The sequence below is a fragment of the Streptomyces sp. LBL genome, assembly GCF_029893585.1.
Classification (GTDB): Bacteria; Actinomycetota; Actinomycetes; order Streptomycetales; family Streptomycetaceae; genus Streptomyces.
The window spans coordinates 1-23,008 of sequence record NZ_JARXYX010000006.1 but is presented as its reverse complement, the minus strand read 5'-3'; the positions used below and the strand labels follow the sequence as shown (position 1 = coordinate 23,008).

Annotated in this window: 16 protein-coding genes and 1 pseudogene; 11 read left to right on the top strand and 6 right to left on the bottom strand. The window is 71.3% G+C overall.

Annotated features, from left to right (window positions below; all coding sequences use genetic code 11):
• Nucleotides 1-29: 29 nt before the first annotated feature.
• The gene (gene glgX / locus M2271_RS08735) at nucleotides 30-2,285 is read left to right on the top strand and encodes a glycogen debranching protein GlgX (RefSeq protein WP_280886537.1); all 2,256 of its coding nucleotides are present in this window, start codon (nucleotides 30-32) and stop codon (nucleotides 2,283-2,285) included.
• Between the two features lie 136 nt (nucleotides 2,286-2,421).
• On the opposite strand, the gene M2271_RS08730 is transcribed toward glgX, so the two are convergent.
• The 4 genes from M2271_RS08730 to M2271_RS08715 form a co-directional block, all read right to left on the bottom strand.
• Nucleotides 2,422-3,066, bottom strand: a complete 645-nt coding sequence (locus M2271_RS08730) for a response regulator transcription factor (RefSeq protein WP_280886536.1) — start codon at nucleotides 3,064-3,066, stop codon at nucleotides 2,422-2,424.
• Nucleotides 3,059-4,360: a sensor histidine kinase gene (locus M2271_RS08725; protein WP_280886777.1), complete on the bottom strand. Its 1,302-nt coding sequence runs from the start codon at nucleotides 4,358-4,360 to the stop codon at nucleotides 3,059-3,061. The genes M2271_RS08730 and M2271_RS08725 overlap by 8 nt, the downstream gene beginning before the upstream one ends.
• A gap of 76 nt (nucleotides 4,361-4,436) precedes the next feature.
• Nucleotides 4,437-5,186 (bottom strand): ABC transporter permease, encoded by a 750-nt coding sequence (locus M2271_RS08720; protein ID WP_280886535.1) that lies wholly within the window; start codon nucleotides 5,184-5,186, stop codon nucleotides 4,437-4,439.
• On the bottom strand, nucleotides 5,183-6,088 hold the full coding sequence (locus M2271_RS08715; protein ID WP_280886534.1) for an ABC transporter ATP-binding protein: 906 nt from the start codon (nucleotides 6,086-6,088) through the stop codon (nucleotides 5,183-5,185). The genes M2271_RS08720 and M2271_RS08715 overlap by 4 nt, the downstream gene beginning before the upstream one ends.
• A gap of 250 nt (nucleotides 6,089-6,338) precedes the next feature.
• Between M2271_RS08715 and M2271_RS08710 the strand changes: the two genes are divergently transcribed.
• The 3 genes from M2271_RS08710 (at nucleotide 6,339) to M2271_RS08700 (ending at nucleotide 10,916) form a co-directional block, all read left to right on the top strand.
• The gene (locus tag M2271_RS08710; RefSeq protein ID WP_280886533.1) at nucleotides 6,339-8,252 is read left to right on the top strand and encodes an ABC transporter ATP-binding protein; all 1,914 of its coding nucleotides are present in this window, start codon (nucleotides 6,339-6,341) and stop codon (nucleotides 8,250-8,252) included.
• Nucleotides 8,249-10,114 carry an ABC transporter ATP-binding protein gene (locus M2271_RS08705; protein ID WP_280886532.1) on the top strand — a complete coding sequence of 622 codons (1,866 nt, stop codon included), beginning with the start codon at nucleotides 8,249-8,251 and terminating at the stop codon, nucleotides 10,112-10,114. Before M2271_RS08710 ends, M2271_RS08705 begins: the two co-directional genes overlap by 4 nt.
• A 193-nt stretch (nucleotides 10,115-10,307) precedes the next feature.
• Nucleotides 10,308-10,916 carry an SDR family oxidoreductase gene (locus M2271_RS08700; protein ID WP_280886531.1) on the top strand — a complete coding sequence of 203 codons (609 nt, stop codon included), beginning with the start codon at nucleotides 10,308-10,310 and terminating at the stop codon, nucleotides 10,914-10,916.
• 34 nt (nucleotides 10,917-10,950) lie between these two features.
• Here the strand turns inward: M2271_RS08700 and M2271_RS08695 are convergent, their stop codons facing one another.
• Nucleotides 10,951-11,850 carry a LysR family transcriptional regulator gene (locus tag M2271_RS08695; RefSeq protein WP_280886530.1) on the bottom strand — a complete coding sequence of 300 codons (900 nt, stop codon included), beginning with the start codon at nucleotides 11,848-11,850 and terminating at the stop codon, nucleotides 10,951-10,953.
• 55 nt (nucleotides 11,851-11,905) lie between these two features.
• On the opposite strand from M2271_RS08695, the gene M2271_RS08690 reads away from it, so the two are divergent.
• The 5 genes and pseudogenes from M2271_RS08690 to M2271_RS08670 all read left to right on the top strand — a co-directional run bounded on the left by M2271_RS08690 (nucleotide 11,906) and on the right by M2271_RS08670 (nucleotide 17,746).
• Nucleotides 11,906-12,685 carry an inositol monophosphatase family protein gene (locus tag M2271_RS08690; RefSeq protein WP_280886529.1) on the top strand — a complete coding sequence of 260 codons (780 nt, stop codon included), beginning with the start codon at nucleotides 11,906-11,908 and terminating at the stop codon, nucleotides 12,683-12,685.
• A gap of 311 nt (nucleotides 12,686-12,996) precedes the next feature.
• Nucleotides 12,997-13,524 (top strand): hypothetical protein, encoded by a 528-nt coding sequence (locus tag M2271_RS08685; RefSeq protein ID WP_280886528.1) that lies wholly within the window; start codon nucleotides 12,997-12,999, stop codon nucleotides 13,522-13,524.
• Between the two features lie 255 nt (nucleotides 13,525-13,779).
• Nucleotides 13,780-15,006, top strand: a pseudogene (locus M2271_RS08680) (ABC transporter ATP-binding protein); the annotation flags it as partial.
• A gap of 467 nt (nucleotides 15,007-15,473) precedes the next feature.
• The gene (locus M2271_RS08675; RefSeq protein ID WP_280886527.1) at nucleotides 15,474-17,138 is read left to right on the top strand and encodes a M4 family metallopeptidase; all 1,665 of its coding nucleotides are present in this window, start codon (nucleotides 15,474-15,476) and stop codon (nucleotides 17,136-17,138) included.
• A gap of 104 nt (nucleotides 17,139-17,242) precedes the next feature.
• Nucleotides 17,243-17,746, top strand: a complete 504-nt coding sequence (locus M2271_RS08670; protein WP_280886526.1) for a DUF1990 domain-containing protein — start codon at nucleotides 17,243-17,245, stop codon at nucleotides 17,744-17,746.
• A gap of 40 nt (nucleotides 17,747-17,786) precedes the next feature.
• Here M2271_RS08670 and M2271_RS08665 read toward each other — a convergent pair whose 3' ends face one another.
• Nucleotides 17,787-20,405 carry a glycosyltransferase family 1 protein gene (locus tag M2271_RS08665; RefSeq protein WP_280886525.1) on the bottom strand — a complete coding sequence of 873 codons (2,619 nt, stop codon included), beginning with the start codon at nucleotides 20,403-20,405 and terminating at the stop codon, nucleotides 17,787-17,789.
• 259 nt (nucleotides 20,406-20,664) lie between these two features.
• Here M2271_RS08665 and M2271_RS08660 point away from each other — a divergent pair, with 259 nt between their 5' ends.
• Both M2271_RS08660 and M2271_RS08655 read left to right on the top strand, forming a co-directional pair.
• Nucleotides 20,665-21,936 (top strand): S8 family peptidase, encoded by a 1,272-nt coding sequence (locus M2271_RS08660; protein WP_280886524.1) that lies wholly within the window; start codon nucleotides 20,665-20,667, stop codon nucleotides 21,934-21,936.
• A 227-nt stretch (nucleotides 21,937-22,163) separates the two neighbouring features.
• On the top strand, nucleotides 22,164-23,008 hold an 845-nt coding region (locus M2271_RS08655; protein WP_280886523.1), incomplete at its 3' end, for a maltotransferase domain-containing protein.

Genomic DNA, 23,008 nt, shown 5'->3' with positions numbered 1-23,008 from the left:
TCGTACCATGAGCCGTGGGAGGCTGAACGGTGTCCAGCGCAGCCGAGCAGGAGGCGGTGGCCGGGGAACGCGCCACCGAGGACGTACGCCCCGCCGCCGCGAACGGCACATACCCGCGCAGGGCGCCCGGCGTCCCGGTGTGGCCGGGGGCGCCGATGCCGTTGGGGGCCCGTTTCCGGGTCGGTCCGGACGGGGTGGCGGGCACCAACTTCGCACTGTGGGCGGGCGGCGCGGAAGCCGTGGAGCTGTGCCTGTTCGACGAGGCCGGCCAGGAGACGCGCGCCCGGCTCACCGAGCTCACGCACGAGATCTGGCACGGCTTCGTCCCCGGGGTGATGCCGGGCCAGCGCTACGGCTACCGGGTGCACGGCCGCTGGGACCCGTGGACCGGCGGCCGGTGGAACCCGGCGAAGCTGCTCCTCGACCCGTACGCGCGCGCGGTGGACGGCGACTTCGGTCTGTCGCCGGAGGTGTACGGGCACGTCCGGGACTGGCCGCAGCAGCAGGTCGCGGACACCGTGCGCGACGAACGGGACTCGGCGCCGTACGTCCCGAAGGGGGTCGTCGTCCACGACGACACCACCGACGACGAGTGGATGGACGACCGCCGCCCGAAGACGCCGTGGGCGGACTCGGTGATCTACGAAGTGCATGTACGGGGCTTCACGCGACGGCACCCGGGGATTCCGGAGGAGCTGCGCGGGACGTACGCCGGTCTCGCCCACCCGGCGGCGGTCGAGCATCTGGTCAAGCTGGGCGTGACGGCGGTCGAACTGCTCCCGGTCCACCAGTTCGCGCACGAGGACCATCTGCTGCGCCGGGGCCTGAAGAACTACTGGGGCTACAACTCGATCGGTTACTTCGCGCCGCACGCGGCCTACGCCGCCTCCGGTACGACGGGTCAGCAGGTCGGCGAGTTCAAGCGGATGGTGCGGGCGCTGCACGAGGCCGGGATCGAGGTCATCCTCGACGTGGTCTACAACCACACGGCGGAGGCGGGCGAGCTGGGCCCGACGCTGTCCCTGAAGGGCATCGACAACCAGGGCTACTACCGGCTCCAGTCGGACGCCCGCCGGTACACCGACTACACGGGCTGCGGCAACACCCTGCACGTCGTCCAGCCGCACGTGCTCCGTCTGATCACCGACTCCCTGCGCTACTGGGTGACGGAGATGGGCGTCGACGGCTTCCGTTTCGACCTGGCGGCGGCGCTGGCCCGCTCCATGCACGACGTCGACATGCTGTCCCCGTTCCTCGCCGTCATCGCCCAGGACCCGGTACTGCGGCGGGTGAAGCTGATCGCCGAGCCGTGGGACGTGGGGTCGGGCGGCTACCAGGTCGGTGCGTTCCCTCCCCTGTGGACGGAGTGGAACGACCGCTACCGCAACGCGGTCCGGGACTTCTGGCGGGGCGCGCTGCCGGACGTACGGGACCTGGGGTACCGCCTGTCGGGGTCGAGCGACCTGTACGCGTGGGGCGGCCGGCGCCCCTACGCCTCGGTCAACTTCGTCACCGCGCACGACGGTTTCACCCTGCGCGACCTCGTGTCGTACGAGCGCAAGCACAACGAGGCGAACGGCGAGGGCAACCGGGACGGCACGGACGACAACCGGTCGTGGAACTGCGGCGTGGAGGGGGAGACGGACGACCAGCGCGTACAAGCGCTCAGGCGCCGCCAGCTGCGGAACCTGCTCACCACGCTGCTCCTGTCGACGGGCGTGCCGATGCTGGTCGCGGGCGACGAGCTGGGACGCACGCAGGGGGGCAACAACAACGCGTACTGCCAGGACAACGAGATCGGCTGGGTCGACTGGAGCCTGCTGGAGGACCCGGGCTGGAAGGCTCTGTCCGACCTGACCTCCCGCCTGATCGGGCTGCGCCACCGCCACCCGGTCCTGCGCCGCCGCGCCTTCTTCTCCGGCCGCTCCCACTCGGCGGACGGCCTGCGGGATCTGGCCTGGTTCACCGCGCGGGGAGAGGAGATGACGGAACAGGACTGGTACGCGCCGGCCGCCACGCTCGGCATGTACCTCTCCGGCCGGGACATCCCCGGCCGCGACGAACGCGGCGTCCCGATCGTCGACGACAGCTTCCTCGCCGTCCTGCACGCCGGCGACCGCCCCGTGAGCTACGTCCTGCCGGGGCCGCCGTGGGCCGAGCGGTACGAGGTGGTCGTCGACACGTCGAGGGAGGACCAGGCAGAGTCGCCCGGGGTCGTGCACCGGGCGGGGGCGGCGATCACGATGCCGGCGCGGGCGGTGCTGTTGCTGCGGGTGGTCGACTGAGGGGGCGACTGAGGGGGGGCGACTGAGGCGACGTTTCAGGATCATGACCGCCCCGGACAAGCCCGAGTTGCTGGCCGAGCTGAAGAGGGCCTGGGAGAAGACCGCGGGTGGGCTGCTGCCGTACCCCGCCTCCTGATCAGCCCAGGATCCGGCGGTCGTACGCCGTCGCCACCGCCGCCGCGCGGTCCTTGACGCCCAACTTGGCGTACAGGTGGGTGAGATGGGTCTTCACGGTGGCCTCGCTGATGAACAGCTCGCGGGCGATCTCGCGGTTGGAGGTTCCCTTGGCCACCAGGGCCAGCACCTCGCGCTCGCGGGCGGAGAGGGGCTCGTTGCCGGGGGCGCGGGGCGTACGGACCGCGGAGACCAGGCGGGAGGCGACGGCCGGGGACAGGACGGTACGGCCGTCCGCCGCCGCGCGGACGGCGGTGAAGAGCTCGTCGCGCGGGGCGTCCTTCAACAGGTAACCCGTCGCTCCCGCCTCGATCGCGGGCAGGGTGTCGGAGTCGGTGTCGTACGTGGTCAGGACGAGGACCTTGGCGCGGGCGCCCCGCCGGGTCAGCTCGGCGATCGCGTCGACTCCGCCGCCGCCCGGCATGCGCAGGTCCATGAGGATCACGTCGGGGTCGAGGTCGGTGGCCTGCTCCAGCGCCTCGACGCCGTTCGCTGCCTCACCGAGGACCGTGAACCCGGGTGCCGACTCGAACATGCCGCGCAGACCGTCCCGTACGACGGGATGGTCGTCGACGATCAGCAGGGAGATCAACGCTTCGTCACTCATGGCGGACCAACGGTACGCGAGCGGACACCGCCGTGCCGTGGCCCGGCTCCGACTCGACGGTGAGGGAGCCGGCGATGCGTTCGGCGCGGGCCCGCATGCCGTCGAGGCCGAAGCCGCCGATGGGGGTCCCCCCGCTCGAGCGAAGTCGAGAGTGGGGGAGGGTGCGTTCGGGGCGGGCGAGCGGGTCGAAGCCCTGCCCGTCGTCGCGGATGTCGAGGATCACCTTGTCGCCCAGGAAGGAGAGGGTGACGCCCACGCGGGTGGCCCGGGCATGGCGGGAGGCGTTGGAGAGGGCTTCCTGGACGATGCGGAGCAGCGTCGCCGCGACCTCCTCGTGGAGCTGTTCCCCCGTCCCCGTGACCGTGAACTCGGCGCGTACGCCCGTCCGTTCGCCCCATTCGGCGACCGTCTTCTTCAGGGCTTCCGCAAGTCCGTCGTGCTCCAGGGCGACAGGGGCGAGGTTGTGCACGGAACGGCGGGCCTCGCCGAGGCTGTGGCGGGCGAGGGCCGAGGCACGGTCGAGGTGGGTGCGGGCGACGTCCAGGTCGGGCGCGTTCGCCACGACCTGGAGCTGGGCGATGATGCCGGTCAGACCCTGGGCGAGGGTGTCGTGGATCTCCGCGGCGAGGCGGCGACGTTCGTCGGCGACCCCGGCTTCCCTTGCCTGGACGAGGAGTTGGGCGTGCAGGGCGGCGTTCTCGTCGAGGGCCTGTTGCAACGCCGCGTTGGTGCGTTCGAGTTCGGCGATGGTGGCGGCCCGCTCGCGGGCGCGCTGCTCCTCCTGCTCGGTGAGGTGGGCGATCACCGTCTGCAGACCGAAGTTGGCGACAATGAGCGCGGCGAACGCGGCCCACTGAGCCCAGCTCTTCGGCGGCAGCCCGCCGGACTGGGCACCGGCCACGGTGACCACGCTCGCGAACAGCCCGAGCCGCTGCCACCGCCGGCCCGGGATCGTCTCGTCGGCGTCCATGTAGCCTGCGGCGGCGTAGAACGCGAAGAACGGGTTCATCCAGGTGAGAGCGAAGGCGAGGGCCCAGCGGACGGTGTAGTACGCCGTACCGGCCCAGGACGGGGTCCGGCCGCGGTCGGGCCGGCGGAGGCGGGCCCCGTGCCGGCACAGCTGGAGCGCGACCGCGGCGCCGATCAGGGACCAGGCGGTGTACCACCTGGCCGCGCTGGACGTCGGATCGGCCGAGGCAAGACCGAGGACGACGCTGATACCGAGCAGCCCGTACGGCCCCCAGGTGTGCAGTTGGTCCCAGCGCCGCTCGATCTGCCTGTCCGTCGGTGACAGTGACCGTGGCGCCCAGTTCGTGGAGTTTCTGCGCGACGGCGAGGTGGTCATTTCCCCAGTCTGCACGGCCCGTCACCTACTCCCAGCGGAACCAGCGGCTCGCGGCGCCCGTGAGCAGCAGCGTCCACATCGCCAGCACGCCCAAGTGCCCCCACCCCGGCCAGTCCCCCGCCGCCGCCTGGTTCAGGGCCTCGGCCGCCGCGCCGAACGGGGTGTAGCCGACGCACCGGGCCAGCACGTCCGGCATGGTCTGCACCGGCGCCCACACGCCCGCGCAGAACATCGCCGGGAAGAACACGGCCGACCCGATCGCACCCGCGATCTTCGTGGTCCGCGACAGGGCGGAGACGACCGCGCCGAGCGCGAGGGTGGCCAGGATCGCCAGGACCAGGGCGACGGCGTACCCGAAGGGCTGCTTCGGCAGTCGTACGTCGAAGGCGTACCGGCCGACCCCGAGGGCGAGCAGCGCCGACGCCAGGGCGGCCCCGCCGTACACCAGCATCTGCGCGGACAGCAGCGCGGCGGGCCGGACCGGTGTGGTGGACATCCGGCGCAGGATGCCGCGCTCGCGGTAGCCGGTGAGGGTCTGCGGCATGGACTGGAGACCGCCGACGATCATCCCGAGCAGTACGGCCACCGGGACGTAGATGTCGATCGTCCGCAGCCCGCCGAGGGACGGCTCGGGGTCCCGGAAGGACGGGATGGAACCGAGGATCACCAGCAGCAGGGTCGGGAACCCCAGGATCCAGAAGAGGGCACCGGGTTCGCGGCGGAACAGGCGGGCCTCGGTCTTCAGTACGGCGGTGTCGACGACGGCCGTGCTCATGCCGCTGCCTCCTTCGTGAGGTCGAGGAACGCGTCGTCGAGCGTGGCGTCGGTGACGCGGAGCTGGTGGGCGGTGATGTGGGTGCGGGCGAGGAGGGTGAGGACGGCGTTGACGGTCTCGTCGGTGCCCGAGAGTGTGATCCGGCCGTCCTTGTGCTCGACCGAGGCGAGCGCGGGCAGCGCGTCCAGGTCACGGTCGTCCAGGGGCGCGGACGGGGTGAAGCTGATGACCGTGGCGCCCGCCGAGCGCCGGATCAGACCGGCCGGGGTGTCCAGCGCGGCCACCCGCCCCCGGTCGATCACGGCGATCCGGTCGCACAGCCGCTGCGCCTCCTCCATGAAGTGGGTGACCAGGAGGACCGTGACGCCCCTTCGGCGGATGTCCTCGATCAGCTCCCAGGTGTCCCGGCGGGCGCGGGGGTCGAGTCCGGTGGTCAGCTCGTCCAGGACGACGATCCGGGGGTTGCCGATGAGGGCCAGCGCGATGAACAGGCGCTGCTTCTGGCCGCCGGAGAGCTTGCCGAACCGGGTGGTGAGCTTGGCGGTCAGGCCGAGGCGTTCGGCGAGCGGCCGCCAGTCGAGCGGGCGCGGATAGAACGCGGCGTACAGCTCCAGCGCCTCACGGACGGTCAGCTTGGCCTGCACCTCGCTCTGCTGAAGCTGGACGCCGAGCACCTCGCGGGTCGCCCGGTGCTCGGCGACGGGGTCGAGGCCGGTCACCCGGACCCGGCCCGCGTCGGGGACCCGCAGACCCTCGACGCACTCGACGGTGGTGGTCTTGCCGGCGCCGTTCGGGCCGAGGACGCCGAAGATCTCGCCCTCCTCGACGGCGAAGGAGACACCGTCGACGACGGCCCGGCCGCCGTAGGACTTACGCAGGTCGCTCACTTCGATGACGGACATGGCACCAGCGTCCCGCCGAGCGGCCCGCACGCACATCGGCCGTCACGCTCGAAGCGGCATCAACCGATCGGTTGATGCCGTGCTACGACCTCGGCCACGACGTTGGACGACTCCGTTGTCCCACCGCTGTCCGACTCCGCTGTACGACTGTGCGACTCCTCGAACACGCAGGTCGTAGGACCAGCGGCCGGTCCGGGTCCGGCGAAAACTCGGTGGGCGATGTCAGTGCCGGTCCGTAGGCTCGCTGTTGATGGCCACGACACCTGCACCGACACGTGCAACCACCAAAGACCACTCGGCCGTAAGAACCCTGCTGCGCCTGTGGCCGTACGTCCGCCCGGTGCGGACGCGGCTGTTCACCGCCGCGTTCGTCGCCGTGCTCGCCTCCTGTACGGGGCTGGTGATCCCGCTCGTCCTGAAGTGGATGGTGGACGGGCCGGTCGCCGACCGGGACCCGGCGGGGGTGTGGCTCGGGGCGCTGTACCTGCTGCTGCTCGGGCTCGCGGAGGCGTTGCTGTTCGGGCTCCGACGGTGGCTGGTGGCGCGGCCGTTGTCGCATGTCGAGGCGGAGATGCGGGCGGATCTGTACCGGCATCTGCAACGGCTGCCGGTGGCCTTCCACGACCGGTGGGCGTCGGGGCAGTTGCTGTCCCGGGGGACCACCGATCTGATGCTGCTCCGCATGTTCCTCGCCTTTCCGCTGACATTCCTGCTGGTCAACGGCGTGACGATCCTGGTCGGCGTGGCGATCATGCTGATGCAGGACTGGTCGCTGGGTCTGGTGATCCTGGTGCCGGCCATCCCCGTGATGGTGACCTGCGTGATCTTCGAGAAGCGGTACGCCCTGGTGGCGCGGCGCGCGCAGGACCAGGTGGGCGACCTGACGACGGTCGTCGAGGAGGGCGTGCTCGGCATCCGCATCATCAAGGGGTTCGGCCGGCACCGCAGCCAGGCCCGGGCGTTCCGTGAACTGTCCGGCACCCTGCGCGGGACCGAGCTGCGCAAGGCGAAGCTGCTGGCGACGATCTGGGCCGTCATCGTGACGCTGCCGGAGCTGGCCATCGGGGCGGCCCTGGTACTGGGCGCGGTGCAGGTGGCGGACGGGGAGCTGTCGGCGGGCACGCTGGTCGCCTTCCTGTCCACGGCCCTCGCGCTGCGGTGGCCGGTGGACTCGATCGGCTTCCTGCTGGCGATGAGCCAGGAGGCGGCGACGTCGACGGAGCGGTACTTCGAGGTGATGGACGAGGAGCCGGAGTCGCGCGCCGGTACCGCCGCGACGCGCGGCAGTACCGCCGCGACGCGCGCCGACACCATCGCGTCCCGTGCCGACACCACCACAACGAGCGCGGGTACCACCCCAACGCACGCCGGTACCACCCCAACGAGCGTGAGTATCACCGCAACGCGCTCCGAGGACAGCGGACTCCGCTTCCACCACGTCCGCTTCCGCTACCCCGACGCCCCGGAAGACTCCCCGCCCCTCCTGGACCGCATCGACCTCCACATCCGCCCCGGCGAGTCCATGGCCCTCGTGGGCGCGACGGGAAGCGGCAAGACCACCCTCACCGCCCTGGTCCCCCGCCTCCACGAGGTGACGTCGGGCCGGATCACCCTCGACGGGCAGGACATCACGGCCATGTCCAGGGAGGAGCTCCGCTCCAGGGTCGCCGTGGCCTTCGAGGAACCCACCCTCTTCTCCGCCGCCGTGGGCGAGAACGTCCTCATGGGCGCCGGAGGCGGTGCGGGGACCGTCGAGCTGGAGCGGGCCCTCGCCGTGGCGCAGGCGGACTTCGTGTACCGCCTGCCCCAGGGCACCGACACCCAGGTCGGCGAGCAGGGCCACAGCCTCTCCGGCGGCCAGCGGCAGCGCCTCGCGCTGGCCCGGGCGGTCGTCGGCAAGCCCCGGTTCCTCGTGCTGGACGACCCGTTGTCCGCCCTCGACGTCCACACCGAGGCGGCCGTGGAGGCGGCCCTGCGGGACGTCCTCGCGGACACCACCGCCCTGATCGTGGCGCACCGTCCGTCGACGGTCCTGCTCGCCGACCGGGTCGCGTTGCTGTCGGGCGGCCGGATCACCGCCGTGGGCACCCACCACGAACTACTGCGCTCGAACGCCGAGTACGCCCACCTGATGGCCGGCACCGACGAGGAGGAGGGCGGATGACGGCGCCCACGACCACGACCACGACCACCGCACCGGGCAAGAAGCAGCCGGCCGGGGAGTCCCACGGCTCGGGCGACCCCTTCGACGGGGACGTCCTGCCCACTCCCCCGGGCGCCACCGCCGCCCTCCTGCGTTCCCTGCTCGCTCCGATGCGGGCCCGGGTCGCGTTCACGTCCCTCCTGCTGCTGCTCCAGCAGGCGGCGGTGCAGGCGGGCCCGCTGCTGGTGGCGTACGCCATCGACCGCGCGGTACCGGCGTTCCGGGACCACGACAACGGCCCGCTCATCGCCGTGGCCGTCGGCTGTCTGCTGTGCGCGCTGATCTCCGGCGCCCTGCAGTACGGGTTCATCATCGCCGCCGCCCGCGTCAACCAGGACGTGCTGCTCGACCTGCGCGGCCGGATCTTCCGCCATGCGCAGGCGCTGAGCGTCGACTTCCACGAGCGGTACACCTCGGGCCGGCTGATCTCCCGCTCCACGACGGATGTCGAGTCCCTGCGCGAGCTGCTCAGCGAGGGGTTGCAGGAGCTGATCACGGTCGTCCTGTCCTTCGTCTACATCTCGGTGCTGCTGCTCTGGCTGGACCTGGGACTCGGCGCGGTCGCGGTGGCGTCCTTCGTGCCGCTGTATCTCCTCGTACGGATGTACCGGCAGCGTGCGGCGCGGGTGTACGGGAAGCGGTCCACGGCGATGGCCACCGTGATCGTGAAGTTCGTCGAGACGATGAACGGCATCCGCCCGGTGCGCGCGTTCCGCCGCGAGGCCGCCAACGACGCCGACTTCGCCGTACTGAACCAGCGGCACGAGCGGACCAACGGGGACGCGCTGCTGGAGATGGCCCGCTATGTCGTCGGCTCCCGGCTGGTCGCGAACACGGCGGTCGCGCTGATGGTGCTGTGGGGCGCCTACCGGGTGGCGGACGGCTCGCTGGAGCTGGGGGTGCTGGCGGCGGCGGTGCTGTATCTGCGGCGGCTGTACGACCCGATCGACCGGCTCGGGATGTTCCTGAACTCGTACCAGTCGGCGGCGGCCTCGCTGGAGAAGATCGCGGGGCTGCTGGCGCAGACGCCGTCCGTGCCGGAGCCGTCGGCGCCCCGGGAACTTCCGCCTCTCGCGTCGGAGTTCCCCGGCCGCGAGGTGCTCTTCGACGGGGTCCGGTTCGCCTACCGCACCGGCGGCGAGGTGCTGCCCCGCTTCGATCTGACGCTGCCGGCCGGGCAGACGGTCGCGGTCGTCGGCTCGACCGGCGCCGGCAAGTCGACCCTGGCCAAGCTGCTCGCCCGTTTCTACGACCCCTCCGCGGGCCGGGTCCTCCTCGACGGCGTCGACCTGCGCGAGCTGACCGTGCCCGAGCTGCGGCGCGGGGTGGTCATGGTGACGCAGGAGGCGTTCCTGTTCTCCGGCACGGTCGCCGAGAACATCGCGATCGGACGGCCGGACGCCACCCGTGACGACATCGAGCGGGCCGCGAAGGCGATCGGCGCGCACGAGTTCATCAGCTCCCTGCCCGACGGCTACGACACGGACGTCCGCAAGCGAGGCGGCCGTATCTCCGCCGGTCAGCGTCAACTCGTCGCGTTCGCACGGGCGTTGCTCGCTGATCCGGCGGTGCTCATCCTCGACGAGGCGACCAGTTCCCTCGACATCCCGGGCGAGCGGGCGGTGCAGCGCGCGATGGCGACGGTTCTGCAGGGCCGTACGGCGGTGGTGATCGCGCACCGGCTGTCGACCGTGGAGATCGCCGACCGGGTCCTGGTCATGGAGCAGGGCCGCATCGTGGAGGACGGCACCCCGGCCGAACTGATCGCGGAGACGGGCCGGTTCGCGGATCTGCACCGGGCGTGGCGGGACAGTCTGGCGTGATCTTCCAGGGTGTAGGTTCCGCGACTTCGTCAGCAATGAAGGTGGTTCGTCAGCAGTGGATCAGCAAATCCGCGATCCCGTGGCAATGACTACGTGCAGTGGCGATCCCCGCTGACGCAATTGCGTCTGGGTAACTTATCAATTCAGCTACTTGCACTTGATGTTAAGTGATGGCCTCCCTAACGTTCTCGGCATGAACCTCACCGTCCTCGCGGCCTCCGGCCAGACCGGAATCGCCCTCACCCGGCAGGCGCTGCGACGTGGTCACACCGTGACCGCCATCGCGCGTGATCCCGAGCGGATCGCCCTGCCCGACTCCCCGAACCTGCGGAAAGTGGCGGGCGACGTGAACGACGCGGCCAGTATCGCCGCCGTCGTGGACGGGGATTCCGTGGTCCTTTCCGCGCTCGGCACGGACCGGGCCGGGATTCTTCTGACCGGCGCCCGGGCCGTCGTCGCCGCCGGCCCACGGCGCGTCATCTGGCTCGGCGCCTACGGCACGGGCAGGTCAGCCGAAGTGGCCGGGGAGGGCGCGGGCGTGCTCGCCAAGGTGCTGGGCGACCGGCTCGCGGACAAGGTCGAAGCCGACAACACCGTTCTCGCGGCCGGGGGCACCGTCTTCCACGCCGGGATGCTCGCCGACGGGCCGGAAAGCCCCCGTAGGCGCACGGTCGGTCTGGAGGCCGGGCCTCCCTTCGACCTCGGTGCGAAGGTCAGCCGGGAAACCGTGGCCGCGGCGATGCTCGACGAAGCCGAGGCGCCTGGTCATCCCGGTGCCGTGGCCCTGCCACTGGCGGAATAGGGGAAGTGGTCAGCAGGCGGAGTGGGCGGAGCAGTCAGCAGGCGGTGATCTCCTCGATCGATGCCCGGACCTGCTCGCGGAGCCAGGCGTGGGCGGGGTCGGAATCGTAGCGCTGGTGCCAGTTGCAGTTGATCGTCGCCGCAGGGGACTCGATCGGCAGCGGCCGGGCGAGGAGCCCGAACGCCTCGATGAGCGGGCGGCCGAGGATCGCCGTACAGGTGACCAGCGCGTCGCCACGGGCCGCGATCTGCAGGGCGGTGGACACCGTCGCCACCGCCGCGACCACCCGGCGCCGCAGGCCTTCGGCGGCCAGCGCGTCGTCGATCGGCGCCGTGAGGCGGCCACGCCGGGAGATCACCACATGCGGCTGCGCCGCGTAGGAGGCCAGGTCGAGTCCGGCGGCACAGGGGTGCTCCGCGCGCATCGCGACAACGAGGCGATCGACGCCGAGCGGCTCGGACCGGAACTCGGGCAGGCTGGGCCTGCCGCCACCGAGTTCCAGCTCGACGCGGCCGTGTCGCAGGTCGTCGGTGTCGACGGAGTTCTCCGCCAGCACCCGCAACTGCACCCCGGGAGCCCGCTGCTGGATCCTCCCGACCAGTACCGGTAGCAGTGACGCGGCCACCGCGTCGTGGCACTGGATCGTGAAGGTGCGATCCATCTCGGCCGGGTCCAGCTCACGGATCGGCGAGAGCACTTCGTGCGCTTGCCTGACCAGTCGGCGCACATCCTCCCGCACCGACACCGCGTACGGGGTGGGAGCCATCGAGTGGCCGGTGCGCACCAATATGTCGTCCCCGGTGACGGCGCGAAGTCTGCCGAGGGTGCGGCTGACCGCGGGCGAGGACAGGTGCAGCCGCTCGGCTGCACCCATCACGCTGCCCTCTTCGAGCAGGGCGTCCAGCACGGTCAGCAGATTCAAGTCCAATTGCATGAACGTAAATCTTAACAAGACATAGATTCACTTCGATCAATTCCAGGAGCATCCCATGAGCCAGGAACTGCTTGCCGCCACCGTCGCCGCCGTCCGCCACGCCGGCGCCCGGATGATGACGCGCTATTCCACCGAGTCCCGCCCGCCCGCGCTCCCCGAACTGCTCGCGAACCTCCAGGCCAATGACGCGGCCGTGGTCGACACGTTGCGCCCGGCGTTGACCGAGGCCCTGCCGAGCGCGGGCTGGCTCAACGACGAACACGGATCGGGACCGCTGGCCATGGGCGAGTGGTGGCTCATCGACCCGGTCGGCGGCAACGTCAACGCCGTGCAGGGCATGCCCGACTGGAACATCGGCGTGAGCCTCGTCCGTGACGGCCGCCCGCTGCTGGCGGTGGTCTACTTCCCGGTCCACGACGAGATGTTCACCGCGACCGAGGGCGGCGGGGCGTTCCTCAACGGTGTACGGCTGCGGGTTTCGGTCAAGACGTCGTTGGACGGCGCACTGGCCGGGACCGGCCAGGCCCAGCCGGGTCACGACCCCGAGCTCGCGCAGCGGATGGGCTCCGCCTTCACCGCGATGACAAACGCCGCCCTGCATGTGCGGGTCTCCGTCCCTGTGACCCACCAGCTCGCCCAGGTCGCCGCGGGCCGCATGGACCTGCACTGGCAGTTCGACAACGTCCGGTCCCACACGGCAGGTGTGCTGCTGGTCCAGGAAGCCGGAGGCGTCGTGACCAACCTTGAGGGCAAACCGTGGGAACTGGCCGACGGGAGCTACCTCGCCGCCGCGCCGGGTGTGCACGCCGCCGCGCTGGAAGTCCTCACTGCCTGAGGGAAGTACCGCCTGAGGGAAGTCCGGATCCGTAGACCACCGGGCGGGATGAGCCGAGGATCGCCGCCTGGAAGGACAAGGCAGGCCAGGGCCTGAGGCCGCCCGAAGGCCGCACGGGGAACCACCGTGGCCACACCCCCGTCGTGCGGGTCACCGCCGCAAGGACCCAACGCGTCTCGATGGCCGCACTGATCCGCACCAAAGCCGGCGCCATTGAAGAACCCCAGAGGTCTCCCGCGGTTGATCGGTCTCCCGCGGTTGATCGACCGCACCTGACCCGTACCCCATGCACTCCGCAGACAAGGACGACCATGAGTTCCCTCACCACACCCCGAACCACTCCGCCGGCACGGGCGAACCGAGTCCGCTGGCGCATCCCGGCTCGGCTGCGCAAGAGCATCCTGGTCACGCATGTCGTGTCGGCGGGAGCCTGGATCGGCATCGATGTCATCTCCGCCGTTCTGGTGGTGATCGGCTGGGTACGCGCGGGCGACGACCGCACCGCCGTATACCGGGCACTCGCGGACTTCTTCGTCGTTCCCCTGCTGCTGTCGGCTCTCGCAGCGGGGGTGGTCTGCCTTGTCACCGGTGTCCTGCTGGGGCTGGCGTCCAAGTGGGGACTCGTTCGCTACCGGTGGGTCGCGGTGAAGCTGTCCCTCAACGTCATCGCCTGTGTGATGATGCTGGCCTTCTTGGGCCCGATCACCGAACTCGCCTCGGGCGAACAACCGTTGCAGGACATCTGGTTCGTCGCGTTCCTCGCCATCACGGCCATGGTGCTGCTGAGTTTCGCGATGGTGCTCTCGGTCTTCAAGCCGTGGGGCCGAGTCCGCACGTAGTTCTCGCCCGGTCAGCACTGATCAGGTGCCAGAATAGGAAGACCTGACGACTACTCGCGCGCGCCGACGTACGGCAGCCTTCTCCACAGTCGAGGCGATCACCGGCAGGCGAAAGCGCGACGCACCCGAGAGGGAGAAGGCCGGGACCGGCATCCGATCGAAGTTCCGCACCTCGCGGGGCGCCTGCCCCGCAGGTGCCAGTGCTCATCAAGTCGCGGATCCTGCACGGGGGGAACGGTGATCGACGCGTACGAGGTCTGGTTCGCCCTGCGCTGGTATCTGCGCCGGGCCCGGGACGCCTATCTCGCCGAGGGCGCCGCGAACTCGGAGGTCGCCGAGACTCTCGCGGCGACCGCGGCGGGGGCCCGCGCGGTGGAGGCGTTCCGGCTGCGGGAGCGCCGGGTCGCGGTGAACCGGGAGGCGCTGGAGCAGTCCCGGCGCAGACGCCTGTACACGCTGTATCTGCGCACGGTGTTCTTCCCGGTGGTGGAGGTGTCGTACCTGTTCCCGGTGGCGGGGGTGCTGCTGCTCGGCGGGTGGCTGCACGCGCGCGGGACGGTGAGTCTCGGGGCCGTCGTGGCGGCGGCGCTGTATCTGCGCCAGTTCGAGGGGCCGCTGGACGAGATCCTGGTCCGGATCGAACAACTGCAGAGCAGCGGCGCCTCCTTCGCCCGGGTGGAGGGCCTCGCCGGCGCCCCGCGGGCCGACGCGGACCACGGCTCCCCCGACGCCCCGGCGAACGACCGCATCGACGTGACCGACGTGCGCTATGCCTACGACCGTGGCCGCCAGGTGCTGCACGGGGTGGACCTGACCGTGCGTCCCGGGGAGCGGCTGGCGGTCGTCGGTCCCTCCGGAGCCGGGAAGTCCACGCTGAGCAGGCTGCTGGCGGGCGTCGACGCACCGAGCACGGGGGCGGTGACGGTGGGCGGGGTGCCCGTGGTCGGGCTGGGCCCGGAGCAGCTGCGCCGGCAGGTCGTCCTCGTCACGCAGGAGCACCATGTGTTCCTGGGTACGGTCCGCGACAACCTGCTGATCTCCGAACCGGCCGCGACGGACGAGCAGTTGTGGTCCGCTCTGACGGTGGTCGGCGCCGACAGCTGGGTACGGGAGCTGCCCGACGGGCTGAACACCGCGCTGGGCGAGGGCGGTTGCCGTGCGGACGGCTCTCAGGCACAGCAACTCGCCCTGGCCCGGGTGGTCCTGGCCGACCCGCACACCCTGATCCTCGACGAGGCCACGGCCCTGCTGGATCCGACGACCGCCCGGCACACCGAGCGCGCCCTGGCCGCCGTACTCCAGGGCCGTACGGTCATCGCGATCGCGCACCGGCTGCACACCGCGCACGACGCCGACCGGGTGGCCGTGATGGAGGACGGCCGGCTGACCGAACTCGGCACGCACGAGGAGTTGGTGGCGGCGGGCGGGGCGTACGCGGCGCTGTGGCGGTCGTGGCACGGGGATTCCGGGCCACAGCACTGATCCCCGGCAACCTGTCCGTATGGCCTGATCGTCGGCTTGTCACTGGTCGTGTACCCACACGATGCCCCCGCCGGGTGACGGGGGTGCATCGCCGCGAAGGCGCCGAGGCGACGGCGACGCGAGCGCGAGCGCGAGGCCGACCGAGGCACGAGAGCGGCGGAACCCCCTCCAAGAACGCGACCGCCGTATCGATTCCGGACAACGACCCCGCCCCCCAAGAGCTCCCGTTCCTCCGCCCCCACGGACAGCGTGAACATCACCTGCACGGCAAGCGCATTCTGTGAAGATGCCGCGACCGGCGGCCAACTCCCCGGGGTGGCAACCTCGTTCACATTCCCGAAACACAAACCGGACAGTCGGCTTTCAGCCAACATCACTCGGGGGTCATGACATGTACGCGGCGCAGTGCCACTCTTCCCTCAACCGCCGCACAGCTTCCCAGCAACCCCCCACTCCAAGGAGTTTGTGTGTCCTCTCTCTACGCGCGTCACCGCCGCTCCACTCTGGCCGTCGCCACCGCCGTCGCCGCCGGAGCACTGCTCGCCACCGGTCTGACCACCGGTTCCTCGGCCGCCGTCCAGACCGCGGCCGACACCGGCAGATCCACGCTGGCCGCCGCCCCGCAGCAGCTGTCCGCCGCCGCCCGCACCTCGCTGATCCAGGAGCAGCAGGCCGACGCCGCCGGCACCGCCCAGGAGATAGGCCTCGGCGCCAAGGAGAAGCTGGTCGTCAAGGACGTCGTGAAGGACGCCGACGGCTCGGTCCACACCCGCTACGAGCGCACCTACGCGGGCCTGCCGGTCCTCGGCGGCGACCTGGTCGTCCACCAGTCGCCCACCGGTGCGACCAAGGGCGTGACCAAGGCCGCCAAGGCGTCCATCAAGGTCGCCTCGCTGACGCCGAAGATCGCCGCCGGCAAGGCGGAGAAGCAGGCCCTGACCGTCGCACAGGCCGCGGGCTCCGAGAAGACGGCCGCCGACCAGGCCCCGCGCAAGGTGGTCTGGGCCGGCTCCGGCACCCCCGTCCTCGCCTACGAGACCGTCGTCGGCGGCTTCCAGGACGACGGCACCCCGAACGAGCTGCACGTCGTCACCGACGCGGCCACCGGCAAGAAGCTCTACGAGTACCAGGGCATCGAGACCGGCACCGGCAAGAGCCTGTACTCCGGCACCGTCACCCTCGGCACCACCCTGTCGGGCTCGACGTACCAGCTGACCGACGGGGGCCGCGGCAGCCACAAGACGTACAACAAGTCGCACACCACCTCCACCTCCGCGGGCACCCTGTTCACCGACGCGGACGACACCTGGGGCACCGGCGCGGCCTCCAACTCCACCACCGACCAGACCGCGGCCGTCGACGCCGCCTACGGCGCCCAGGAGACGTGGGACTTCTACAAGTCCACGTTCAACCGCAACGGCATCAAGAACAACGGTGTCGGGGCCTACTCCCGGGTCCACTACGGCAACGCGTACGTGAACGCCTTCTGGGACGACAGCTGCTTCTGCATGACCTACGGCGACGGCTCGGGCAACACCCACCCGCTGACCGCGATCGACGTGGCCGGCCACGAGATGAGCCACGGAGTCACCTCGAACACCGCCGGCCTCAACTACAGCGGCGAGTCCGGGGGCCTGAACGAGGCCACCTCCGACATCTTCGGCACCGGCGTGGAGTTCTACGCCAACAACACCAACGACGTCGGCGACTACCTCATCGGCGAGGAGATCGACATCAACGGGGACGGCTCCCCGCTGCGCTACATGGACAAGCCCAGCAAGGACGGCGCCTCGTCGGACTCCTGGTCCTCCACCGTCGGCAATAAGGACGTGCACTACTCCTCGGGCGTCGCGAACCACTTCTTCTACCTCCTCTCGGAGGGCAGCGGCGCGAAGACGATCAACGGCGTGTCGTACAACTCGTCGACGTCGAACGGCACCACGGTCACCGGCATCGGCCGTGCCAAGGCCCTGCAGATCTGGTACAAGGCGCTGACCACGTACTTCACGTCCACGACCAACTACAAGTCGGCCCGCACCGGCACGCTCTCGGCGGCCAGTGCCCTCTACGGCGCCACCAGCGCCGAGTACAAGGCGGTCGCCGCCGCCTGGTCCGGGGTCAACGTCAGCTGACTGTCGGGCAGTTGACAGCGGTGTGACAGAGGAGCGACAGCTGGCGTGACAGGGCGGCACCCGGACCGAAGTCCTTCCCGGGTGCCGCCCTACTCTTGGGACTCATGTCCTTCACGTACGACGACGTCGGCGCGACCCGGGAGGCCGGCTACTGCCCGCCCGGCTTCCACCCCCTGCACGTGCGCACCCGTATAGGTGAGGGCGAGCGGGTCTTCCGCAGAGCCTCCGAGGCGGTCCTCACCTGGGAGATGCACCGGGAGCTCGGCGTGGGCCTCGACGCGGGCGCGGACCGGGCCGCCCCCGACGTCGACGTCACCGTCACCCTCGCCGGCCTCATCAAGGCGCCCTGCCGCGTCGTCTGGACGGTCGAGGAACCCCGCCGCGCCGGCTGGGCGTACGGCACGCTGGCCGGTCACCCGGAGTGCGGCGAGGAGTCCTTCCTCGTGGACCGCACCGGCGACGGCACGGTCTGGCTGACCGTGTCCGCCTTCAGCCGCGGCGCCAAGTGGTACTCCCGCGCGGGGGGCCCGGCGACCCGGGGGCTGCAGCACGCGTACGCGCGGCGGTGCGGGGCGGTACTGCGCAGGCTGTGCGCGGAGTTCGAGTGACCGCCGGGAGCCCGGCGACACCCTCACCTCAGCAGCAGCCTCACCTCAGCAGCACCCCCGCCGCCTCCACCACCTCCTCCGACGGCAGCGCCACCAGTCCCGGTTCGGCGCTGGACGCCAGCAGACGGTGGGCGGGCAGGACGCGGACCGTGTAGCCGTAGGGGCCGGTGCGGTCGAGGGACAGCGGGCCCTCGTACAGCCAGCGTCCCTCCGGGTCGGGGCCGTCCGCCGGTTTCAGCGGGACGGCCGTGGCGTCGGTGATGCGGTCCTCCTCGTCCACCCGGCCGGAGACCGCCTGTACCTCGACGTCGTCCGGCCCGAGGTCGCCGAGGGCGACCCGCACCCGCAGCCCGAGGGTGGTACCGAGTTCCGCGGTGGCCGTGGCGGCGGTCGTCTCGACGTGGTCGACGGTGACGCCGTGCCAGGCCGCGCGCAGCCGGGCCTTCCACTCGGCGATCTCGCGTGCGGAGTCCGGGTCCGTGGTGCGGTGGGCGTGGGCGGCCGGGGCGTAGAGCCGCTCGACGTACTCGCGGACCATACGGCCGGCCAGCACCTTGGGGCCGAGGAGGGTGAGGGTCTGGCGGACCATCTCGATCCACCGGTCGGGCAGGCCCTGCTGACCGCGCTCGTAGAAGCGGGGGGTCACCCGCTGTTCGAGCAGGTCGTAGAGCGCGGCGGCCTCCACGTCGTCGCGCCGGTCGGGGTCGGTGCCGACGCCGTCGGCGGTGGGGATCGCCCAGCCGAAGTCGGGCTGGAACCACTCGTCCCACCAGCCGTCCAGGACGGAGAGGTTGAGGCAGCCGTTGAGCGCGGCCTTCATCCCGCTGGTCCCGCAGGCCTCCAGCGGCCGGAGCGGATTGTTGAGCCAGATGTCGCAGCCCGGGTAGAGCTTCTGGGCCATCCCCATGCCGTAGTCGGGCAGGAACACCAGCCGGTGCCGCACCCGCGGATCGTCCGAGAACCGCACCAGCTCCTGCACCAGCCGCTTGCCCCCGTCGTCCGCGGGGTGCGCCTTCCCGGCGACGACGATCTGGATCGGCCGCTCGGAATGCAGCAGCAGGTCCGTCAGCCGGTCGCGGTCGCGCAGCATCAGCGTCAGCCGCTTGTACGACGGGACGCGCCGCGCGAACCCGATGGTGAGGACATCGGGGTCGAACACACCGTCGATCCAGCCCAGCTCGGCCGTCCCCGCGCCGCGCTGCCGCCAGGAGGCGCGCAGCCGCTCGCGCACCTCCGTCACCAACTGCTCGCGCAGGTTGCGGCGCAGCTCCCAGATGTCCTGGTCGGGAATGTCAGCGACCGCGTCCCACCGGTCCGAGCCGCCTCCCGCCATCGCGTCCTCGGTGCGCTGGGCGCCGATCTGCCGGGCGCCGAGCCGGAACACCTCCGGGGCGACCCAGGTCGGGGCGTGCACGCCGTTCGTCACGGAGGTGATCGGCACCTCCTCGGGGTCGAATCCCGGCCACAGGCCCGAGAACATCTCCCGGCTGACCCTGCCGTGCAACAGGGAGACGCCGTTGGCGCGTTGGGCCAGGCGCAGGCCCATCACGGCCATGTTGAAGAGGTTGGGTTCGCCGCCGGGGTAGGTCTCCCGGCCCAGCTCCAGGACCCGTCCGACATCGATGCGGGGCAGTTCGGCGTCGGGGCCGAAGTGGCGGGCGACCAGTTCCCGGTCGAAGCGGTCGATACCGGCCGGGACGGGGGTGTGCGTGGTGAAGACGGTCCCGGCCCGCACGGATTCGAGCGCGGAGTCGAAGTCGAGCCCCTGGTCGCCGAGTTCGGCGATCCGCTCCAGGCCGAGGAAGCCGGCGTGACCCTCGTTGGTGTGGAAGACCTCGGGCTCGGGGTGCCCGGTGAGCCGGCAGTACGTCCGTACGGCCCGCACCCCTCCGATACCGAGCAGCATCTCCTGCAGCAGCCGGTGCTCGCTGCCGCCGCCGTAGAGCCGGTCGGTCACCCCGCGCTCGCCCAGCTCGTTCTCCTCGACGTCGGAGTCCAGCATCAGCAGCGGCACCCGGCCGACCTGGGCCAGCCAGATCCGGGCCCGCAGCCGCTTGCCGCCGGGCAGGGCCAGGGAGACGTCGGCCGGGGTGCCGTCGGCCTCCCGCAGCGGGGCGACGGGCAGCTCGTGCGGGTCCAGCACCGGGTAGTGCTCCTGCTGCCAGCCGTCCCGGGACAGCGTCTGCCGGAAATACCCGTGCCGGTACAGCAGGCCGACCCCGATCAGCGGTACGCCGAGGTCACTGGCCGCCTTGAGATGGTCGCCGGCGAGGATGCCGAGGCCGCCGGAGTACTGGGGCAGCGCGGCCGTGATGCCGAACTCCGGGGAGAAGTAGGCGATGGCGGCCGGGAGTTCGCTCGCCCGGGTCTGGTACCAGCGGTCGCCGGTCACGTAGTCGTTCAGGTCGTCGACGGCCGTGGTGAGCCGGCGCAGGAAACGGCGGTCCTCGGCCAGCTCGGCGAGCCGCGCGGGACGCACCCCTCCGAGCAGCCGCACCGGGTCGCCGTCCGAGGCGGCCCAGCGTTCCGGATCGACGGACTGAAAGAGATCTCGTGTCTCAGCGTGCCAGGACCAGCGCAGATTCCGCGCCAGATCACTCAGCGGTCGGAGGGGTTCGGGGAGAACGGGACGGACGGTGAATCGACGGATCGCCTTCACTTGCCACCTCGACGCGTTCGCTGGAGGACGCACGACAGTGTGCGCAGCGTTCACCGAAACCGTACCGGCGTTTGTGCCCCGCTCGCTGGAGGTCCCGCCGTCCGGCCCCCGAGCCCGATATGGCCGGTTCCGCACCCTCAGGCGTTCTTGTGGTGCTTCGCGCCGCGCGAGAGGCTGCCAGTGGCGTCCCGGCCGGGGGGAAGCGTTCAGCGCCTGGACCGCGGCTGCCGGACGCCGTCTCAGGAGGGGGTACACAGCCATGGCACGGACGCGAACCCGGCGTCTGCGCGTGGCGGGGGGTCTGACCGCGGTGACCTGTGTCGCGGCGCTTTCGGCCATCACCCTGCCCGCGCACGCCGCACCGGAGGGGCGGATAGTCGGCGCCGGACAGCCCGGCTCCGTCGGCGGAAGTTACCTGGTGACGCTCAAGGGGGGAACGAAAGCCCTGTCGGCGGCCGGAAAAGGCCTCGCCGAGAAGTACGGGGCGAAAATCAGCCAGACCTACGGCACCGTACTGAACGGGTACGCGATCAGGGCCGACCAGAGACAGGCTCGGCTCCTCGCGGCGGACCCGCGGGTCGCCTCGGTCGTCCAGGACAGCCGCGTGAGCCTGGACGGGGTGCGGAAGAACCCGCCGCCCTGGGGCGCGGAGGGGGTGCGGAAGAACCCGCCGCCCTGGGGCGTGGACCGGACGCAGAAGAACCCGCCGTCCTGGGGCGTGGACCGGCTCGACCAGGCGCGTCTGCCGCTGGACGGGACGTACACCTCGCCGGACTCGGGGGGTTCCGGCGTGACCGTCTATGTGCTCGACACCGGTATCCGGACCAGCCACCAGGACTTCGGCGGGCGGGCGAGTCTCGGCTGGGACTTCGTCGACGGTGACCGCGGTGCGGGCGACGGCAACGGACACGGCACCCATGTCGCCGCCACCGTCGTCGGCACCCGGTACGGGGTGGCCAAGAAGGCCAAGGTGGTGTCCGTACGTGTCCTCGACGACACCGGGGCGGGCACCACGGCCCGGGTCGTCGCGGGCATCGACTGGGTGACGGAACACGCCAGGAAACCGGCGGTCGCCAACCTCAGCCTGGGCGGCTACCACAACGCGCAGCTGGACGCCGCCGTACGCGCCTCGATCAGGTCCGGAGTGGCGTACACGGTCGCGGCGGGCAACGACGGGCTGTCGGCCTCGCTCTACTCCCCCGCGGGTGTCAAGGAGGCGATCACGGTCGGCGCCACCGACCCCAGGGATACGAAACCGGCCTTTTCCAACTTCGGCCCGGCCGTCGACCTCTTCGCCCCGGGCGTGTCGATCACCTCGGCATCGCGCGCCGACGACACCGCCCGGGCGACCTACTCGGGTACGTCGATGGCGGCACCGCACGCGGCCGGCGCCGCGGCACTGTACCTCGCGGACCATCGACGGGCCACCCCGGCCCAGGTCGGCAAGGCACTTGTCGCCCAGTCAGTATCCGGAAAAGTATCCGCCCGGGGTCTCGGTTCGCCGGACAAACTGCTGCAGGTGACGCACTGACGCGGAACACTTCCGGTACCGGCCCCGTTCGGCCAGAACGGGGCCGGTTGTGTGTCTGGACATACGCACGAGTAGTTAACAATGTGCCGGAATGCTCACCCGAATAGGGTGGGAAGGCTCCACCGGTACAGCCCGCAGGTCACCAACCGGCAGGCCTCTGGGATGCCCCGCAGGACCCCCTCCCCACAGCCATCCGCCCACCCAGTCTGACGCGGACAGGAGCGGTCATGCCCGCCACGCAGCACTCGTCAGCCCCTCCGACACCCAGCACCGAGGCGTACCCCGTGCGTCCGGCCGACAGCGGCCCGCCGGCTCCGGAGTCACCCTCAGCGGCCGGCGGCACGGCCGTCGGGCGCATACCCGTCCTCGACGTCCGCCCGGTCGTCCAGCACGGCCGCAGGCCCGCCAAGGCGGTGACCGGCGAGTCGTTCGAGGTCTCGGCCACCGTGTTCCGCGAGGGTCATGACGCGGTCGCCGCCAACGTCGTCCTCACGGACCCCGAGGGCCGCCCCGGCCCCTGGACGCCCCTGCGGGAGCTGGCCCCCGGCACCGACCGCTGGGGTGCCACCGTCACGGCCGGCGAGCCCGGCCGCTGGACGTACACCGTGGAGGCCTGGGGTGATCCCGTCACCACCTGGCGGCACCACGCGCAGATCAAGATCCCGGCGGGGATGGACACCGAGCTGGTCCTGGAGGACGGCGCGCTCCTGCACGAGCGCGCGGCCGACGGGGCGCCGCAGGACGGGCGGAAGGTCCTCCTCGCTGCCGCCGACGCCCTGCGGGACGGGAGCCGGTCCGCCGCGGCCCGTCTCGCGGCGGCGTTGACGCCGGAGGTGGACGCGGTGCTGTCCCGGCATCCGCTGCGGGAACTGGTCACCGCCTCGCACCCGCTGCCGCTGCTGGTGGAGCGGGAGCGGGCGCTGTACGGCGCCTGGTACGAGTTCTTCCCGCGTTCCGAGGGCACACCGGAGCGGCCGCACGGCACCTTCCGCACCGCCGCCCGGCGGCTGCCGGCGATCGCGCGGATGGGCTTCGACGTGGTCTACCTGCCGCCCGTCCACCCCATCGGGCA

What these genes read in the sequence shown, in the direction of transcription:
- M2271_RS08730 (WP_280886536.1), bottom strand. Translation starts at nt 3,066, where the DNA reads ATGAGTGACGAAGCGTTGATCTCCCTGCTGATCGTCGACGACCATCCC.
- M2271_RS08720 (WP_280886535.1), bottom strand. Translation starts at nt 5,186, where the DNA reads ATGAGCACGGCCGTCGTCGACACCGCCGTACTGAAGACCGAGGCCCGC.
- M2271_RS08715 (WP_280886534.1), bottom strand. Translation starts at nt 6,088, where the DNA reads ATGTCCGTCATCGAAGTGAGCGACCTGCGTAAGTCCTACGGCGGCCGG.
- M2271_RS08710 (WP_280886533.1), top strand. Translation starts at nt 6,339, where the DNA reads ATGGCCACGACACCTGCACCGACACGTGCAACCACCAAAGACCACTCG.
- M2271_RS08705 (WP_280886532.1), top strand. Translation starts at nt 8,249, where the DNA reads ATGACGGCGCCCACGACCACGACCACGACCACCGCACCGGGCAAGAAG.
- M2271_RS08700 (WP_280886531.1), top strand. Translation starts at nt 10,308, where the DNA reads ATGAACCTCACCGTCCTCGCGGCCTCCGGCCAGACCGGAATCGCCCTC.
- M2271_RS08695 (WP_280886530.1), bottom strand. Translation starts at nt 11,850, where the DNA reads ATGCAATTGGACTTGAATCTGCTGACCGTGCTGGACGCCCTGCTCGAA.
- M2271_RS08690 (WP_280886529.1), top strand. Translation starts at nt 11,906, where the DNA reads ATGAGCCAGGAACTGCTTGCCGCCACCGTCGCCGCCGTCCGCCACGCC.
- M2271_RS08685 (WP_280886528.1), top strand. Translation starts at nt 12,997, where the DNA reads ATGAGTTCCCTCACCACACCCCGAACCACTCCGCCGGCACGGGCGAAC.
- M2271_RS08670 (WP_280886526.1), top strand. Translation starts at nt 17,243, where the DNA reads ATGTCCTTCACGTACGACGACGTCGGCGCGACCCGGGAGGCCGGCTAC.
- M2271_RS08660 (WP_280886524.1), top strand. Translation starts at nt 20,665, where the DNA reads ATGGCACGGACGCGAACCCGGCGTCTGCGCGTGGCGGGGGGTCTGACC.